Origin of the sequence: Streptacidiphilus jeojiensis (assembly GCF_042510965.1) — a bacterium.
Lineage (GTDB): Bacteria > Actinomycetota > Actinomycetes > Streptomycetales > Streptomycetaceae > Streptacidiphilus > Streptacidiphilus jeojiensis.
The window spans coordinates 61,996-78,687 of record NZ_JBEUKS010000013.1 but is presented as its reverse complement, the minus strand read 5'-3'; the positions used below and the strand labels follow the sequence as shown (position 1 = coordinate 78,687).

Here is a 16,692-nt window from a genome sequence, read left to right as displayed (position 1 = left end):
GTCCCTGCTAAGGCCGTCGCACTGTCTCTCTTCGCTACAGGAGGAATTCATGCAAACTGCCCCGCAGGCTCCCCAGCAGACCGCGACCAGGACGGGCACCGCGCCGGTCCTGCTGCTGCCCCGGCTGGTCGAGCGGATGATCACCGAGCGCCAGGCCGTGCACATCGCGAAGTTCCGCACCACCTGCACGGACTGCGTGCCGAACTACTGAGCACCGAACCACCACTGAGCGCGGCAGCGCGCGTCGGCGGGCGGCCCGGTGCACCGGTCGGCCTGGCCGCGGTGCCCGGGATCGTCGACCGCTGCCGGGACGCCGCCGCCCGCGGAGTCGTGCTGCTGGCGCTGGACGGCCTGTCCTACGGGGTGGCCGAGCAGACCCTGGTGCACGCCCGGATCCGACCGCTGCTGTCGACCTTCCCCAGCACCTCGACCACGGCCTGGCTCACCGCCGTCACCGGGCTGGAAGCCGGTGAGCACGGTGCCGTCGGCATGGTCTACCGGGCTCCGGGGGCCGACGCGGTGACGCACCTGGTGTCCGGATCCCGCTACCGCTTCGGCGACGCGGTCGCCGGGGACCGGGGGGCGGGAAGGTTGGTGCTGGGCGGCCCCACGCTCTTCGAGCGGTGCGCCGAGTCGGAACAGAACCGGGCCGTCGTGGTCGGGGCCGAACTGGAGGGGCTGAGCGGGGAATGGGCCGAGGCGCTGTTGCGCGGCGCCGACGTCGTCCCCTCGGCGCCGGGCCCGCTGACCGACGACCCCGTCGAGGTGGTCCGGCGTGCGATCCGGGACGTCGGCGCCCGACTCCTGGCCGAGCCACCGTCCCTGGTCTGGGCCTATGTGAATCTCGACGACCACATCCACCGCTTCGGCTACGACCGGCGGCTGCGCGAGGCGGTCCGGCTGCTCGACCTGGCGGCCTGCGGCTGGGCCGAGGCGGGCTGGAGCGTGCTCGCCCACGCCGACCACGGCCAGACCCCGGTCACCCCGCGTACCGAGCTGATCGACGCCTGGGCTCGGCTGGACAGCCCGGCCCACTGCCTGCTGCCGGCCGGCGGCGCCGGACGGGTCCGCTGGATGTATCCGCGCCCCGGGCACCGGCGGCGGCTCGCCGAGGAACTCCGGCAGGCGCTCGCCGGGCACGCGCTGGTGCTCTCGCCCGAGGACCTCGACGCCCAGGGCCTGCTGGCGGCCACGCCGGTGGTGCTGGAGCGCATCGGCGCGGTGGTGGCGGTGGCCGCCTCCTCCTGCTTCCCCGTCCCGGACCCCGGCCTGGCCTGGGAGCACGGCGCCCGCTCCGAGGACGAGCTGCTGGTGCCGCTCGCCGCCTGGGGCGCCGACCCGTGGCCCGAACAGACCCCGTCCTCCCCGCCACCGGCAGCACTGCCGGACCGGCCCCGTCCCAGTTCTGATGAGGAGACAGCGTGAGCTCGGTCGTGTTCCGCAACAAGACCGGTGGTTCGGAGACCCTGCACGCGGCACCGGGGCAGACCCTGCTGGACGTGATGAGGGTCCACGGCATCCCCGCCAACGCCGTGCTGGCCTACCGGAACGGCGTGGTGATGCCGGAGGCCTCCGTCGTCATCGGGGCCGACGACGTCATCGAGCTGCGGCAGGTGCGGCACTACGACCTCGACGTGCTGCGCCGCCCCAAGGACCACGTCTACGCCGCACCGGACCCGGTCTACTCCAAGAGCATCCTCTTCGACCACGGCGGGACCCTGGAGCGGCGGACCGAGCAGCTGACCGCCGAGAGCTTCGTGGAGTACGTCGAGGAGACGTTCGTGCAGTCCATCGTGTCCGGCGGCACGATGCGCGCCGGGGACCGCATCGTCATCGGGCTCTCCGGTGGGCGGGACAGCGTGGCCTACCTCAAGCTGCTGGAGCGCACCCGGGGGCGCTGGCCCCAGGTCGACATGACCGCGGTGACCATCACCGGCCTGCCCGACTGGGAGGAGCCGGCCACCTTCCAGGCCGCCCTGGACGCCTGCGCGGGCCTCGGCGTGGACCATGTGATCGTCACCGCCGAGGAGGTCGCCGAGCTCTTCAAGCTGCGCGAGTCCTTCGTCGACATCATGAACCGGGTCGTGGCCGGCGAGCACCGCAACATGAACATGGTGATCGGGCACCAGGTGCTCCGGCGGATGCTGGAGCGCGAGGCCGAGCGTGCCGGGGCCGGGGTCGTCGCCTTCGGCTTCAACGCGGACGACCTGGTCGCCAGCATGGTCACCTGGTTCACCACCGGGTACCGGATGGGCGGCATCCCGGTCCGGGAACTGGCCGGGATGCGCTACGTCTTCCCGCTCTACCGGATCACCAAGAAGGAACTGACCCTCTATCTGGAGCTGGTCGCACCGGGGCTGAACCGGCAGGGGGCGCCGGGCCGCTTCACCACCGGACCGGACGAGCGCTCGCTCGCCTACGCGATGGCCGACCACCTCTACGACCTGTGGCCGGGCATCGACTACTACGTCTTCAACGCCTTCGAGAACGTGCAGCGTTCGCTGCTGCCGCTGGTCGACGACCTGTGCCGGGTCTGCGGCGGGCGCTATGTGCTGATGGAGGGCGTCGCCAATCCCGCGGGCCTGTGCGACGTCTGCGGATTCCTGCAGAAGCAGGAGGCGTTGCGGCCGGACGCCGGATGACCGGGCCGGAGCTGCCCGCGCCGGGGCCCGGGTCCGGGCCCTGGTACCGGGAGTTCTTCACGGAGCCGTTCTGGGCGGTGGCCGGGCACGAGTACACCGCCGAGCGCACCGCGGCGGAGGTGGACTACCTGGCCGCCGTCCTGGACGGCTCCGCGCCCGGCCGACGCGTGCTCGACCTGGGCTGCGGCACCGGGCGGCACGCGGTCGGGCTGGCCGGCCGGGGCTTCAGGGTGACCGGGGTCGACGTCGGCGCCTGGGCCCTGGACCGGGCCGCCGAGGCCGCCGCGGCGGCGGGCGTCCGGGTGGACTGGCTCCGGCTCGACCTGCTCCGCGAACTGCCTTGGCCAGTAGGGGAGTTCGACGCTGTCCTGTGCGTCCAGTCGTTCGGCTGGGGGACCGACGCCCAGCAGTTGCGGCTGCTCCGGAGGGTGCGCCGGGTGCTGGCACCGGACGGGGTCCTGCTGCTGGACCACTCCAATCTGCTGGCGATCACGGCCGACTACCGACCCCGGGCGAGCTTCGAGACCGAGGGGCTGCGGGCCGAGTTCCGCCGCAGCCTGCGGGTGCTGACCGGGCGCAGCGCCGGGCAGATCGAGGTCCGGCGTGACGGTCTGCCCACCGAACTGCTCAGCGACGACGTGCGGCTCTACCAGCCGGCCGAGGTCGGCGACCTGCTGACCCGGGCCGGATTCACGGTCGAGCGGGCGGACGCCGGGTTCGTGGTCGGCCAGGAGGTCACCGCGGCCACCCGCTATGTGCAGTTCCTCGCACGCAGGACGGCGGGGCCCGGCGGGGGAGCGGGGGCGATCGCCCTCTGGTCGCACAGCCGGGCGGAAGCCGGGCTCGATCTGCGCTGGACACCGGACGAGGCCGAGTTCGTCGACGGGCCGGTCCGGGCGGCTTTCCAGGGAATGGGCCCCGACCAGGCCCGGGCCTACCACCTGACCGACCCCTTCGCCGGCGAGCAGTCCGCGCCGGTCCTGGCCGAGCACTTCGGCATGGAGCTGACCCCGGACATGGTGACCGCGGGGGCCGGCGCCACCGGCCTGCTGCAGGCGCTGGCCGGGCTGGCCGCGCCCGGGCCGGTGCTGCACCTGGCCGGTGGCCATCCCGACCTGCCGCGCTGGGCGGCCGACCTCGGCGCGGAGACCGTGCTGACGTCCCCGGACCGGCTCACCGCCGATCTCGACCGCTGCCTGCCGTCGATGCTGGTGCTCGACCGGCCCTCGCTGGCCGGCGAACTCGCCGACCGGGAGGCGGTGGCGGAGCTGGCAGCGGTGGCCCGGGCCCGGGGCACGGTGCTGGTGGTGGACGAGGCCTACGCCAACTACGCAGGTCCGGAAGCGAGTTGCGCGCCCCTGGTGGCGGAGCACGGGAACCTGGTGGTGCTGCGCAGCATCTCCAAGGCGTACTGCTGCGGTGGACTGCGGGTCGGCTTCGCCCTTGCCGCACCCGAACTGACGCGGTGGTTGCGCGAGTTCGCCCCGCCGCTGGCGGCCAACAGCCACGGGCTCGCGGTGGCGCTGCGGCTGTTGTCCCAGGGCGACGTCCTGGGCGGGCTGCGGGCCAGGATCGCCCAGGTGAAGCCGGGCGTGGCGGCGGCGCTGCGGAGGGTCGGGCTGGACCCGACCGAGGGCGACCCCAGGCTGCCCTGGGTGACGGCGCCCGCCGACACCGAAGCACTGGCCGTCGTGGAGCGCCTGGGCATACGGGTCAAGCTGATCGACGGCCGACTGCTGAAGATCGCCGTGCCACTGTCGGAAGCCCGCCTGGCCGCCTTCCGCGCCCTGCTGCCCGAGCGCGACGCCGATCCCCGGCCGGAGTTCGAGGGTGCGCACCGTGCATAGGCTCGAACAGCTGGTCGCCGAGCTCCACCGGGAGATCGACGCGGACCGGGCGATGCGACGGGTGGCCCGACTCGTCGCCTGGGACCGCTACCAGGGCTCCGCCGACATCGCCGCGGCCGCCGACTACGTCGCCGCGGAGGCCGAACGGGCCGGCCTGGTCGACGTCGAGGTGCTGGACTTCCCCGCGGACGGCAGGACCTCCTGGTGGACCTTCACCGCCCCGGGATCCTGGACCCCGCGTTCGGCGCGGCTGTGGATCGGGGACGGGCCGCCGCTGGTCGCCTACCCCGACCAGCCCTACGGTCTGGCGGCCGGATCGGCGGCCGCCGACCTCCCGGCCGCGCCGCTGGCCCTTGCGGAGCAGGGGAGTTGGCCGGTGGGCGCGGTGGTGCTGGTGGACTCGCCGGAGCGACTCGGCCCCGGTCTCTTCGCCCGGCTGCGGGACGAAGGTGCCAAGGGCTTCTGCGTGGTCACCAACCCGGACCGCCCCGACCAGGTGGGTCGCGTCGAACTCCCGGTCGGCGGAGCCCTGTTCGGCTTCAGTGTGACGGCCACTCAGATCGAGCTGCTGCGGACGGCGCAGCGGCGCGGCGAGCCGGTCGGGGTGCTCGTCGACGTCGACACCGCGCCGCGTCGGATGCCGGTGGTGGTCGCCCGGACACCGGCCGGCGCCGGCGGGCGGGCGGAAGGACCGGGCGTGCTGCTCGGCGCCCACCTGTGCCACCCCTCGCCCGGCGCCAATGACAACGCCTCCGGCGTCGCGGCCTCGCTCGCGGGGGGAGAGGTACTGGCGCGCCGTGCGCTGCGCGCTCCGGTGCGGTTCGTCTGGGCGCCCGAGTTCGTCGGGCTGGCCGCCTACGTCCACCGGGAGGTCGAGCTGGGCAGGCCGCTACCGGTGGCGGCGGTCAATCTCGACATGGTCGGCGAGGACCAGCGGCGCTGCGGCGGTCCGCTGATCGTCGAGCACGGGCCCGAGTACCTGCCGCACTTCCTCAACGCGGTGGTCGAGGCCTGCGTCCGGGCGCTGCCGCCCGCCGCCCGCTCCTACAGCGGCGCCGTCGGCTGCGACACCTGGGCCTGGCGGGCCACGCCCTTCGTCGGCGCCTCGGACCACGCCGTCCTCGCCGACCGGGCGATCGGCTGCCCCGCCGTGCAGCTGGGCCACTGGCCGGACCGGTTCAACCACTCCAGCGCGGACACCCTGGACAAGGTCGACCCGGACGAGCTGCGCCGGGCCGCCACCGTCGCCGCCGCCGCGCTGGCGGTGGTGGCCGGGGCGGACGCGCTCGGGCCGGTGACGGGCGCGGGAGAGCTGCTGGCCGGCCTGGTCAGCCGCTGGACGGCCGAGCGGATGACGGCCTGCCTGCCGCCGGGTGCCGACCGCCACGCGGCCGACCGGCTGGCCCGCCGTCGGCACTACGGCCAGGCCGCCCTGCGGACCCTGCTGCCACTGGGTGCGGACCCCGGCCTGCTGGAGGGTCATGCCCGGTGGTTGGAGCAGCTGCACGGCACGCTGTCGGCCGCGCTGCCCGGCGCGCCGCAGCCGAACGGGCCCGGGCACGAACCGGAACCGCCCGGCCCGGCCCTGGCCCGGGGCTGGTCCGGGCCGTTCAACCTGCGGGCGCTGATCGGGGCGGCCACCGAGCAGGACCGCAGCTGGTTCCTGGACGAGTCGCTGCGGGACCGGGGCGGCTTCTACGCCCGCGCCATGGCACTGGCCCAGAGCATCGACGGCCGCGCCGACGCGGCGGAGGTGGTCCGCACGGCCGAGCTCGACTCGGGCCTGGTCCTCGGCCGGGCGTTCGGCCCGCGCTTCCTGGCGGCGATGGTCCGGTCCGGCTGGGCCGTCGAGGCGACGCCCGGGACCGAAGCGGCGGCAGAGGTAGGGGCGGAGATGACGGCAGGGGTGGCGACGGAGTGAACGGCCGGCTGGAGATCGAGGTCGCCGAGGAGTTCGACAAGGTCGACCTGGAGGCCTGGACGGAGGTGGTCGGCGCCGCCGCCGCGCCGGTCCACTACGCGCCCGCCTACCTGCGGGCCTACCAGGCCAGCCCGCTGAGCCCGTTCGGCGCGGTCCGCTATCTGACGGTGCGGGAGTCCGGCCGCCCGGTCGCGGTACTGCCCTGCTACCTGCAGGACCGCGGCGACCCCTACGGCGCCCTGGCCGGCGCCGGGCTGCCGGCCGGTCCCGGCCCGGCCCTGCTGGCGCACAACTGGTACTGCTACGACACCCGGGTCCCCATGGTGTCGCTACCCACCGAGCGCCGGGACCGGGTGCTGGACGCGACCCTGGACGCACTGGCCGGGCAGCGGCAGGCGGTCGGCGCTCCGCTCGCCGGTCTGGTCAACGTCGCCGGGCCGGACCCGGTCCTGGCCGCGGCCCGGCGCGGCGGCTGGCGGATCGCCCCCATCGTGGCCCGCTACCAGCTGCCGCTGGACGGGCTGCCGAGCTACGAGTCCTACCTGGTCACGCTGGGTAGCCGGACCCGGCGGACGATCCGCCAGTACCTGCGCCGGGCCGCCGACGCGGGGGTCACCACGTCGACGGAACGGCCGCACCCCGCCCTGCTGCGCACCGTCTGCACGCTGAGCCGGGAGACCGCCGCCAAGTACGGCAGCGCGGACATGTACCCCGAGCAGGCGTTCGTCGACTTCGTCATGGGCCTGGGCGAACACGCCCGGGTGGTCCGGGTCGACCACGGAGACCGGACCGTGGCCGCCGCCGTGGTGCTGCTGGACGCCGAACGGCTGCACATGTGGGTCGGCGGCACCAGCCATGCGACCGTCGCCAGCTACAGTCCGAACTACCTGCTCTGGGCGACCGAGATCCGGACCGCGATCGAGTCCGGCCGGCAGTGCGTGGAAGGCGGCCGGAGCAACCGGCCGATGAAGGAACGGCACGGCATGCGGGAACTGACCCTCTACGCCTGCGTGACCGGGACCTGCGGCTAGGTCCGGTCCGGAGGATCTAAGCTGGAGCTCATGCCGACCCTGCTGCTCGTCCGCCACGGCCGTTCCACCGCCAACTCCGCCGGGATCCTGGCCGGCTGGACCCCCGGTGTGGATCTTGACGCGCACGGTGAGCAGCAGGCCAAGCACCTGGCCGAGCGGCTCGCCGCAGTGCCGGTCAGCCAGGTGGTCAGCAGCCCGCTGGACCGCTGCCGGCAGACCCTCGCCCCGCTGCTGGCGGCCCGCCCCGAGCTGACCCAGCGGCTGGACGAGCGGCTCGGCGAGTGCCGCTACGGCGACTGGACCGGACGGCCGCTGGCCGAGCTGGCCGGTGAGCCGCTGTGGAAGACGGTGCAGGCGCACCCCTCCGCCGCGGTGTTCCCGGGACCTGAGGGCGAGTCCCTGCGCGAGCTCAGCCACCGCGCGGTGGAGAGCGTCCGCGAGTGGGACGCCGAGGTGGAGCACGAGCACGGCCCCGACGCGGTGTGGCTGGCCTGCAGCCACGGCGACGTGATCAAGACCATCGTCGCCGACGCGCTGGGCCTGCACCTGGACAACTTCCAGCGGATCTCGGTCGAGCCCTGCTCGGTCACCGTCATCCGCTACACCCCGCACCGCCCCTTCCTGCTGCGCCTCGGCGACACCGGCGACCTCAGCGGTTTCGCGCCCAGCACCGACAAGCCGGCGGCCCCGGCCGGCGACGCCGTGGTCGGTGGCGACACCGGGGTGAGGTGACCTCCGCGCCGGATAGGTAGGGTTGGATCGAACAGCGACGACCAGATCTGGAGCAAGCCGTGCCCCGCCAGGTGTTCTTCTACGATCCGCCCGAGCGATTCGTGGCCGGTACGGTCGGCGAACCCGGTCAGCGTGCCTTCTACCTCCAGGCCAGCGCCCGCGGCCGGGTGACCAGCGTGCTCCTGGAGAAGACCCAGGTGGCGGCGCTCGCCGAGCGGGTCGAGGAGCTGCTGGACGAGGTGGTCCGGCGCAGCGGCGGCAGCACCGCCGTACCGGCGGTCGCGCCCGCCGAGATGATCGACAGCGCCCCGCTGGACATGCCCGTGGTGGAGGAGTTCCGCGTCGGCACCATGGCCCTGGCCTGGGACGAGTCCATCGACCGGCTGATCGTCGAGGCCCAGGCGCTGATCGAGGTCGACCCCGAGAGCGAGCTGGACGGCGACCCCGACGAGCAGGACCTGTTCGAGGACGACGAGAACGGGCCGCCGATGCTGCGGGTCCGCCTCAGCGGTGCCATGGCCAGGGTGTTCGCCAAGCGCGCGCTGGAACTGGTCTCGGCCGGCCGCCCGCCGTGCCCCTTCTGCAGCCTTCCGCTGGACCCGCAGGGGCATGTGTGCCCCCGTCAGAACGGATACCGGCGCTGAGCACTCCGCAGGCGGAGGCGCCCGACGCCGACCCCGTCGCCTCCGCCGCCCTCGCCGCCGACCCCGAGCGCGCGCTGGCCCTGCTGCGCGGCGGTGAGCTGCAGATCCACGGGCAGCTCACCGAGGCCTCCAACGGCGTCTTCTACTGCACCGTCAGCGACGGCGCGGAGCAGGCCGTAGCCGTCTACAAGCCGGTCCGCGGCGAGCGTCCGCTGTGGGACTTCCCCGACGGCACCCTGGCCGGCCGAGAGGTCGCCGCCTACCTGGTCGCCGCCGCGACCGGCTGGGGCCTGGTGCCGCCCACGGTGCTGCGGGACGGTCCGCTCGGCGAGGGCATGTGCCAGATCTGGGTGGAGTCCGACCCCGACGCCCAGCTCCTGGCGCTGCAGGACGCGCAGGAGCCGGCCGAGGGCTGGCGCGCCATCGGCCGTGCGGACGTCGGCGGCGGCCGGACGGCCCTGCTGGTGCACGCCGAGGACCCCCGGCTGCGCCGGCTGGCGGTGCTGGACGCGGTCATCAACAACGCCGACCGCAAGGGCGGCCATCTGCTGCCCGCGGTCGACGGCCGGCTCTACGGCATCGACCACGGCGTCACCTTCGCGGTTCCGGGCAAGCTCCGTACCCTGCTCTGGGGTTGGGCCGGCGAGCCGCTGGACCAGGAGGCCGTCGCCGCGCTCACCGGCCTGGCCGACCGGCTCAAGGGGCCGCTCGCCGAGGAACTCGCACCGCTGCTCACCGCCGCCGAGATCGACGCCCTGCGCGAGCGCGTCGCCGAACTGCTGGCCAGCGGCCTGCACCCGGTCCCCTCCGGCGACTGGCCGGCCGTACCCTGGCCGCCGATCTGACGGTTCCTGAGTGATTCTGAAAGATTTATTGACGTTCTCTGTGAGGTACTGCTCTACTCCGTTGAGTTCGGAACGTTCTGCCACCCGCGAACCTTCGACCTCTGCTGGAGCAGTAGATGCCGCATCGCACCTCCAGAACCCTCGTCGCGGTGGCCGCAGCCATCGCGGCCGCCACCGCAGGACTCAGCCTCCCCGCCGCCGCCCACGCCGCCGCCCCCGCGGCCACCGCTGACGCCGCGGTCCAGGCCGCCGTCGCCAAGACCCCCACCCCGCACACCGTCAGCTACGACGGCTACTCGCTGATGATCGACGGCAAGCGGACCTACGTCTGGTCCGGCGAGTTCCACTACAGCCGCCTCCCCAGCCCCTCGCTCTGGCTGGACGTGCTCCAGAAGATGAAGGCGGCCGGCTTCAACGCCGTGTCGATCTACTTCGACTGGGCCTACCACTCGCCCAAGCAGGGCGTCTACGACTTCTCCGGGGTGCGCGACGTCGACCACCTGCTGGACCTGGCCGCCCAGGTCGGCATCTACGTCATCGCCCGCCCCGGCCCGTACATCAACGCCGAGGTCGACAGCGGCGGCTTCCCGGCCTGGCTGAACACCCTGCCGGGCAAGGACCGCAGCACCGACCCGACCTACCTGGCCGCCGCCGACGAGTGGCTCAGCCGTATCGACGCGATCCTGGCCCGGCACCAACTCACCAACGGCACCGGCACGGTGATCGCCTATCAGGTGGAGAACGAGTTCTACGACGGCTCCACCGCCGGCCGCGCCTACATGACCCACCTGGAGGACAAGGCCCGCGCCGACGGCATCACCGTGCCGCTGACCGGCAACAACAACGGCACCTTCAACAGCGGCGCCGGAGCCCTGGACATCGACGGGGCCGACTCCTACCCGCAGGGCTTCAACTGCTCCAACCCGACGTCCTGGAAGGGCGTCCCGGACATCTCCTACGACCACGTCGCCGGCAAGCCGCTGTACACCGCGGAGTTCCAGGGCGGATCGTTCGACCCCTGGGGCGGCCCCGGCTACGCCAAGTGCGGCCAGCTGACCGGCGCCGACTTCGCCAGTGTCTTCTACAAGAACAACATCGCCGTCGGCGCCACCATGCAGAGCTTCTACATGACCTACGGCGGCACCTCCTGGGGCTGGCAGGCCGATCCCTCCCAGGTGTACACCTCCTACGACTACGGCGCGGCCATCTCCGAGGACCGCCAGCTCACCGCCAAGTACCAGCAGGACAAGCTGATCGGCTACTTCCTGCAGAGCGTCACCCCGATCACCAAGACCGACAGCCTGGCCGCGGCCCCGACCGACAACGCGGCCATCGTCGACACCGCCCGGATCAACCCGGACGACGGCACCCAGTTCCATGTGCTGCGGCACGCCAACTCCACGGCGACCAGCACCGATTCCACCCACATCGCGATCGACCTGGGCGCGCACGCCGGCTACAGCTACGACGACACCGCCACCCAGCTGCAGTACTCCGGCAGTTGGACGCACGTCGGCTCCGAGCAGAGCTACACCAGCGGCGAGTACCAGCGCACCGAGTCCTTCACCAGCACCGCGGGCGACAGCGTCAGCATCCCCTTCACCGGCACCGCGATCCACTGGATCGCCTCCAAGGCGGCCAACCACGGCCTGGCCGACGTCTACCTGGACGGCACCAAGGTCGCCACCGTCGACGGCTACGCGGCGAGCACCGCCAACCAGCAGATCCAGTACTCGGCCTCGGGCCTCAGCGACGGGGCGCACACCCTGAAGATCGTGGCCACCGGCCAGAAGGACGCCGCCGCCACCGGCACCTTCGTCTCGGTCGACGCCGTCGACCTGCCCACCCCCGGGGCCAGGTACTACCCCACCGTCCCGCAGCAGCCGGGCACCCAACTGACCTTCGCCGGGCGCGACTCCAAGACGATCGTGGCCAACTACAAGCTCGGCGCCAGCCAGCTGCAGTACTCCACCTCGGAGATCATGACCCAGGCCGAGATCGGCGGCCGGGACGTCGCCGTCCTCTACGGACGGCAGGGCCAGGACGGCGAGACCGTCCTCAACTACCAGCAGCAGCCCACCGTCCAGGTCCTCTCCGGCACCGTGCAGAGCACCTGGGACGCGAGCACCGGCGACCTGCGGCTGAACTACGTCCACGACGGACTGGCCCGGGTGCTGATCACCGGCGGGGCCCGGCCGCTGCTCCTGCTGCTGGGCACCGACCAGACCGCCGAGCAGTTCTGGCAGGCGCAGACGTCGTCAGGACCGGTCCTGGTCTACGGCAGCGACCTGCTGCGGACCGCGACCGCCGGCACCGAGGGACGCGGGCAGCTCGACCTGACCGGGGACAGCGCCTCGGCCCAGCCGGTCGAGGTCTTCGCCGACCCGGCCGTCACCGGCACCATCACCTGGAACGGCAAGCGGCTGCAGACCAGGGCGACCAGCAGCGGCTCCGAGCTGAGCACCCTGCCCGGCGCCGCCGCGGTGACCCTGCCGACGCTCACCGACTGGAAGCACACCCAGGAGTCCCCGGAGTCCCAGCCCGGCTTCGACGACTCCAGCTGGCAGGTGGCCGACAAGGCGACCTCCAACAGCACCACCACCCCGGTGACCCTGCCGGTGCTCTTCGCCGACGACTACGGCTTCCACCACGGCGACGTCTGGTACCGGGGCCGCTTCAAGGGCTCCAGTACGGCCACCGGGATCACCCTGTCGGCGATCACCGGCAAGGCCGGCGTCTACTCCGTCTGGCTCAACGGCACCTTCCTGGGCAGCAGCAGTCCCAACAACGGCGGCACCACCTCGCAGACCTTCGCCTTCCCGGCCGGGGCGCTGAAGGCCGGCGCCGACAACGAGGTCTCGGTGCTGGTCGAGAACATGGGCCACAACGAGGACTACACCGAGGCCGACAGCAACAAGGAGGCACGCGGGCTGATCGGCGCGGTCGTCGCCGGCTCCCCGCTGACCACGCTCAGCTGGCGGATCCAGGGATCGAGCGGCGGCGAGGACCTGGTCGACCCGGTGCGCGGCGCCCTGAACACCGGCGGCCTCTACGGCGAGCGGGCCGGCTGGAGCCTGCCCGGCTTCAAGGACAGCTCCTGGTCCACCGTCAGCCTGCCCACCAGCGACACCACTCCGGGGGTCTCCTGGTACCGCACCACCGCGACGCTGGACCTGCCCAAGGGCCAGGACACCTCGGTCGGCCTGCAGATCACCGACGACGCCTCGCGGCACTACCGGGCGCTGATCTACGTCAACGGCTGGCAGCTCGGCCGCTACGTCAACGACGTGGGTCCGCAGCACGTCTTCCCGATCCCCAACGGCATCCTCAAGGCCGACGGCGCCAACACCATCGCCATCGCGGTCTGGAACACCGACGGCAGCACCGGGGGCCTGGGCGACGTCTCCCTGGTGAACCTGGGCACCACCGCCTCCTCGCTGCGGACCGCGACGGTGGACAGCCCCCGCTACGACGCCGCCACCTACGCCCAGCCCAAGGCCCACCGGGCCACCCTCACCCTCGACGCCCCGGACACCGCGGCACCGGGCGCCGGCTACCCGGTCACCGCGACCTTCGCGGTGCCGACCGGAGCGCCCGCGGCCACCGCGGTCGAGCTGGGGCTGACCCTCCCGAGCGGCTGGACCGCCCAGCCGACCGGCACGGTCAGCGCGAAGAAGGTCGCCGGCGGCAGCACCCTCACCGGCAGCTGGACGGTCACCGCGCCGGCTGCCACCCTGCCCGCGTTCTCCCAGCTCACGGCGGTGGCCGACTACCACCAGCAGGGCAGGTCGCAGCAGCTCGACGACGTCAGGAACGTGCGCGCGGTGCCGGTGGCACCCACCGCCGACACCGACGTCAGCGCGCTGCCGTTCTTCACCTCCTCCAACGGCTGGGGCCCGGTGGAACGCAACACCAGCAACGGCGAGCAGGCCGCCGGGGACGGCAAGCCGATCACCATCGGCGGCCAGGTCTACGCCTCCGGGCTGGGCACCAACGCGGTCAGCGACGTCGGGATCTACCTCGGCGGCCACTGCACCCGGTTCACCGCCACGGTTGGCGTGGACGCCGAGGCCGGCACTGCCGGAACGGTCACCTTCAGCGTCCTCGCCGACGGCCGCACCCTGGTCACCACCCCGGTGCTCAAGGGCGGCGGTGCGACGGTCTCCATCGACGTCGACACCACCGGGGCCCAGCTGCTGGACCTGGTGGTCGGCGACGGCGGTGACGGCAACGGCAACGACCACGCCGACTGGGCCGACGCCAAGGTCGTCTGCAGCTGACCCGAGCAGGTCCGGGGCGGAACGAAGGGCGTGGACCAAGGGCGTGAGCGAAGGGAGGCGGGCGGCCGGGGGGCCGGCCCCCCGCCTCCCGCACGCCCGCCCGGAGGCACTGGTGCGAAGATCACATCCGGCCGGTTAGAGTCATCCGTATGTATGCCTGGCCCGCCACCGACGTCCCCGCGCTCCCCGGTCAGGGGAGCCCCCTGCGCATCTTCGACACCTCCGCAGGCGAAGTGCGGACCTCCGAGCCGGGCCCGACCGCCCGGCTCTACGTCTGCGGGATCACGCCCTACGACGCCACCCACCTCGGCCACGCGGCCACCTACAACGCCTTCGACCTGATCCAGCGGGTCTGGCGGGACGCCGGCCACGACGTGGAGTACGTCCAGAACGTCACCGACGTGGACGACCCGCTGCTGGAGCGCGCCACCGCCACCGGCCAGGACTGGACCGAGCTGGCCGAGCGCGAGACCGCGCTGTTCCGCGAGGACATGACGGCGCTGCGGATGCTGCCCCCCGCGCACTACATCGGCGCGGTCGAGGCCATCCCGTCCATCGTCCCGCTGATCAAGGACCTGCTGGACTCCGGCGCGGCCTACCGCCTCGACGGCGACATCTACTTCTCGGTCGCGTCCGACCCGCACTTCGGCGAGGTCTCCCGGCTGGACGAGGAGCAGATGCTGCGCTTCTTCGGCGAGCGCGGCGGCGACCCGGACCGCCCCGGCAAGAAGCACCGTCTTGACCCCATGCTGTGGCTCGCGGCCCGACCGGACGAGCCCGCCTGGGACACCGAGATCGGCCACGGCCGGCCCGGCTGGCACATCGAGTGCGTGGCCATCGCGCTGCAGTACCTGGGCATGGAGTTCGACGTCCAGGGCGGCGGCAGCGACCTGGCCTTCCCGCACCACGAGATGGGCGCCTCGCACGCCCAGGTGCTGACCAAGTCGCACCCCTTCGCCCGCGCCTACGTCCACGCCGGCATGGTCGGCCTGCACGGCGAGAAGATGTCCAAGTCGCGCGGCAACCTGGTGTTCGTCTCCCAGCTGCGCCGGGACGGCGTCGAGCCCGCCGCGATCCGGCTCGCGCTGCTGGCGCACCACTACCGCTCCGACTGGGAGTGGACCGACGCCGACCTGCTGCGCGCCCAGGAGCGGCTGGCCCGCTGGCGCGCCGCGGTGTCCCGGCCGGACGGGCCAGACGCGGCGGCCACCCTGGCCGAGGTCCGCGAGGCCCTGGCGGACGACCTGAACTCGCCGCGCGCCCTGGCCGTCATCGACGCCTGGGCCGCCAAGCAGGAGGCCTCCGGCGGCGACGACACCGGCGCGCCCGGGGTGGTCTCCCGGACGGTGGACGCGCTGCTGGGCGTGGCCCTCTAGGGGGTTTCCGGACTGCTTTCGGCTGCGGACCGTAGTCGGCTTGTCGCGCAGTTCCCCGCGCCCCTGGGTAGGTGCAACTTACTCACCGTGGGTCAGTTGCAGCCCCCAGGGGCGCGGGGAACTGCGCGACAAGCCCGCTACGGTCCGCAGCCGAAAAGCGCTCCCTCAGAACCCTTCGCTGCGCGACGGCGCCGGATAGGTCCGCCCCTTCCAGGCCGCCCCGCGCCCGCGCCAGTGCTGGACCGCCGAATCCACCGTCATCAGCAGGTACAGCAGCGCCGTGAACGGCAGCAGCAGCGCGGCGACCGGCGGCTGCCGGTAGTACCGCAGCATGGGGACGTAGGTGTAGGCCATCAGCAGCCAGGCCGCGCCCGCCACCGAGGCCAGCCGTGAGTCGCCGGCCGCCAGCCCCACCGCGGTCAGCACCGGCGGCACCAGGTAGACCAGGGCGAGCCCGAGCACCGTCCCGATCAGCAGCAGCACCGAGTGCCGCAGCTGGGCGAAGGCACTGCGGGAGACCATCCGCCACAGCTGTCCGAACTCCGGGTACGGGCGGACGCTGTCCACCTGGTCGGCCAGCCCCAGCCAGGTTCGGCCGCCACCGCGCTTCACCGCCTTCGCCAGGTTGACGTCGTCGATCACCGCGCCCCTGATCGCGGCGACCCCGCCGGCCCGCTCCAGCGCCTCGCGCCGCACCAGCGTGCAGCCGCCCGCGGCGGCCGCGGTGCGCGAACCGGGCCGGTTGCTCCACCGGAACGGGTACAGCTGGGCGAAGAAGTAGACGAAGGCCGGGACGATCAGCCGCTCCCAGCGGGTCTCGGTGCGCAGCCGGGCCATCTGCGACACCAGGTCGTAGCCGCCCCCGGAGGCCCCCTCGGCGGCCGCCACCAGGCTGTCCAGCGAGGCCGGCGCATGCGCGATGTCGGCATCGGTGAGCAGCAGGTACTCCACGTCCCCGGCCAGTTCGACGCCGTGCCGCAGCGCCCACAGCTTCCCGGTCCAGCCCTGCGGCGGCTCGCCGGGCGAGGTGACGGTCAGCGGCAGCGAACCGGGCGCCTCACCGAGTCTGCGGGCCAGCTCACCGGTGCCGTCGGTGCTCCCGTCGTCCACCAGGATCACCCGCGCGGTCCCCGGGTACTCCTGGGCCAGCAGCGAGGGCAGGCTCAGCGGCAGCACCTCGGCCTCGTCCCGGGCCGGCACCACGATGGCCACCCCGGGCCGCGCGGCACGCTCCGGGCGCGGCGGCAGCCGCACGTCGGTGTGCCAGAAGCCGCCCTGACCGAAGGTCAGCCACAGCCAGGCCAGCAGGGACGCCACGGACACCCACATTTCCACGGTCACCTGCGCGAGTATGCCGCACCGGCCTGCGCGTAC

12 protein-coding genes are annotated in these 16,692 nt (G+C 73.2%); 11 read left to right on the top strand and 1 reads right to left on the bottom strand.

What is annotated here, in order from left to right; all coding sequences use genetic code 11:
• Positions 1 to 49: 49 nt before the first annotated feature.
• From ABUW04_RS30620 to mshC, 11 genes are all read left to right on the top strand, one after another.
• A complete protein-coding gene (locus tag ABUW04_RS30620; protein ID WP_157623821.1) occupies positions 50 to 211 on the top strand; it encodes a hypothetical protein in 162 nt (53 codons plus the stop codon).
• Positions 212 to 282: 71 nt separating this feature from the next.
• Positions 283 to 1,425, top strand: a complete 1,143-nt coding sequence (locus ABUW04_RS30615) for an alkaline phosphatase family protein (protein ID WP_380567718.1) — start codon at positions 283 to 285, stop codon at positions 1,423 to 1,425.
• Positions 1,422 to 2,642, top strand: a complete 1,221-nt coding sequence (locus tag ABUW04_RS30610; RefSeq protein ID WP_380567716.1) for a hypothetical protein — start codon at positions 1,422 to 1,424, stop codon at positions 2,640 to 2,642. The genes ABUW04_RS30615 and ABUW04_RS30610 overlap by 4 nt, the downstream gene beginning before the upstream one ends.
• Complete coding sequence (locus ABUW04_RS30605; RefSeq protein WP_380567714.1) at positions 2,639 to 4,489, top strand: aminotransferase class I/II-fold pyridoxal phosphate-dependent enzyme; 1,851 nt, start codon at positions 2,639 to 2,641, stop codon at positions 4,487 to 4,489. The genes ABUW04_RS30610 and ABUW04_RS30605 overlap by 4 nt, the downstream gene beginning before the upstream one ends.
• On the top strand, positions 4,473 to 6,410 hold the full coding sequence (locus ABUW04_RS30600) for a DUF4910 domain-containing protein (protein WP_380567712.1): 1,938 nt from the start codon (positions 4,473 to 4,475) through the stop codon (positions 6,408 to 6,410). The genes ABUW04_RS30605 and ABUW04_RS30600 overlap by 17 nt, the downstream gene beginning before the upstream one ends.
• Positions 6,407 to 7,441, top strand: coding sequence for a GNAT family N-acetyltransferase (locus ABUW04_RS30595; protein ID WP_380567710.1), 1,035 nt, complete (start codon positions 6,407 to 6,409; stop codon positions 7,439 to 7,441). Before ABUW04_RS30600 ends, ABUW04_RS30595 begins: the two co-directional genes overlap by 4 nt.
• A 30-nt stretch (positions 7,442 to 7,471) precedes the next feature.
• Positions 7,472 to 8,173 (top strand): histidine phosphatase family protein, encoded by a 702-nt coding sequence (locus tag ABUW04_RS30590; RefSeq protein WP_030256167.1) that lies wholly within the window; start codon positions 7,472 to 7,474, stop codon positions 8,171 to 8,173.
• A gap of 59 nt (positions 8,174 to 8,232) precedes the next feature.
• The gene (locus ABUW04_RS30585) at positions 8,233 to 8,817 is read left to right on the top strand and encodes a DUF3090 domain-containing protein (protein WP_380567708.1); all 585 of its coding nucleotides are present in this window, start codon (positions 8,233 to 8,235) and stop codon (positions 8,815 to 8,817) included.
• Positions 8,787 to 9,662 (top strand): SCO1664 family protein, encoded by an 876-nt coding sequence (locus tag ABUW04_RS30580; protein WP_084714520.1) that lies wholly within the window; start codon positions 8,787 to 8,789, stop codon positions 9,660 to 9,662. The genes ABUW04_RS30585 and ABUW04_RS30580 overlap by 31 nt, the downstream gene beginning before the upstream one ends.
• A 116-nt stretch (positions 9,663 to 9,778) precedes the next feature.
• The gene (locus tag ABUW04_RS30575; RefSeq protein ID WP_380567706.1) at positions 9,779 to 13,942 is read left to right on the top strand and encodes a beta-galactosidase; all 4,164 of its coding nucleotides are present in this window, start codon (positions 9,779 to 9,781) and stop codon (positions 13,940 to 13,942) included.
• Positions 13,943 to 14,091: 149 nt separating this feature from the next.
• The gene (gene mshC / locus ABUW04_RS30570; RefSeq protein WP_030256172.1) at positions 14,092 to 15,318 is read left to right on the top strand and encodes a cysteine--1-D-myo-inosityl 2-amino-2-deoxy-alpha-D-glucopyranoside ligase; all 1,227 of its coding nucleotides are present in this window, start codon (positions 14,092 to 14,094) and stop codon (positions 15,316 to 15,318) included.
• Positions 15,319 to 15,483: 165 nt separating this feature from the next.
• Here the strand turns inward: mshC and ABUW04_RS30565 are convergent, their stop codons facing one another.
• Positions 15,484 to 16,647 (bottom strand): glycosyltransferase, encoded by a 1,164-nt coding sequence (locus tag ABUW04_RS30565; protein WP_380567892.1) that lies wholly within the window; start codon positions 16,645 to 16,647, stop codon positions 15,484 to 15,486.
• Positions 16,648 to 16,692 lie beyond the last annotated feature (45 nt).

What these genes read in the sequence shown, in the direction of transcription:
- ABUW04_RS30590 (WP_030256167.1), top strand. Translation starts at nt 7,472, where the DNA reads ATGCCGACCCTGCTGCTCGTCCGCCACGGCCGTTCCACCGCCAACTCC.
- ABUW04_RS30620 (WP_157623821.1), top strand. Translation starts at nt 50, where the DNA reads ATGCAAACTGCCCCGCAGGCTCCCCAGCAGACCGCGACCAGGACGGGC.
- ABUW04_RS30565 (WP_380567892.1), bottom strand. Translation starts at nt 16,647, where the DNA reads ATGTGGGTGTCCGTGGCGTCCCTGCTGGCCTGGCTGTGGCTGACCTTC.
- mshC (WP_030256172.1), top strand. Translation starts at nt 14,092, where the DNA reads ATGTATGCCTGGCCCGCCACCGACGTCCCCGCGCTCCCCGGTCAGGGG.
- ABUW04_RS30605 (WP_380567714.1), top strand. Translation starts at nt 2,639, where the DNA reads ATGACCGGGCCGGAGCTGCCCGCGCCGGGGCCCGGGTCCGGGCCCTGG.
- ABUW04_RS30575 (WP_380567706.1), top strand. Translation starts at nt 9,779, where the DNA reads ATGCCGCATCGCACCTCCAGAACCCTCGTCGCGGTGGCCGCAGCCATC.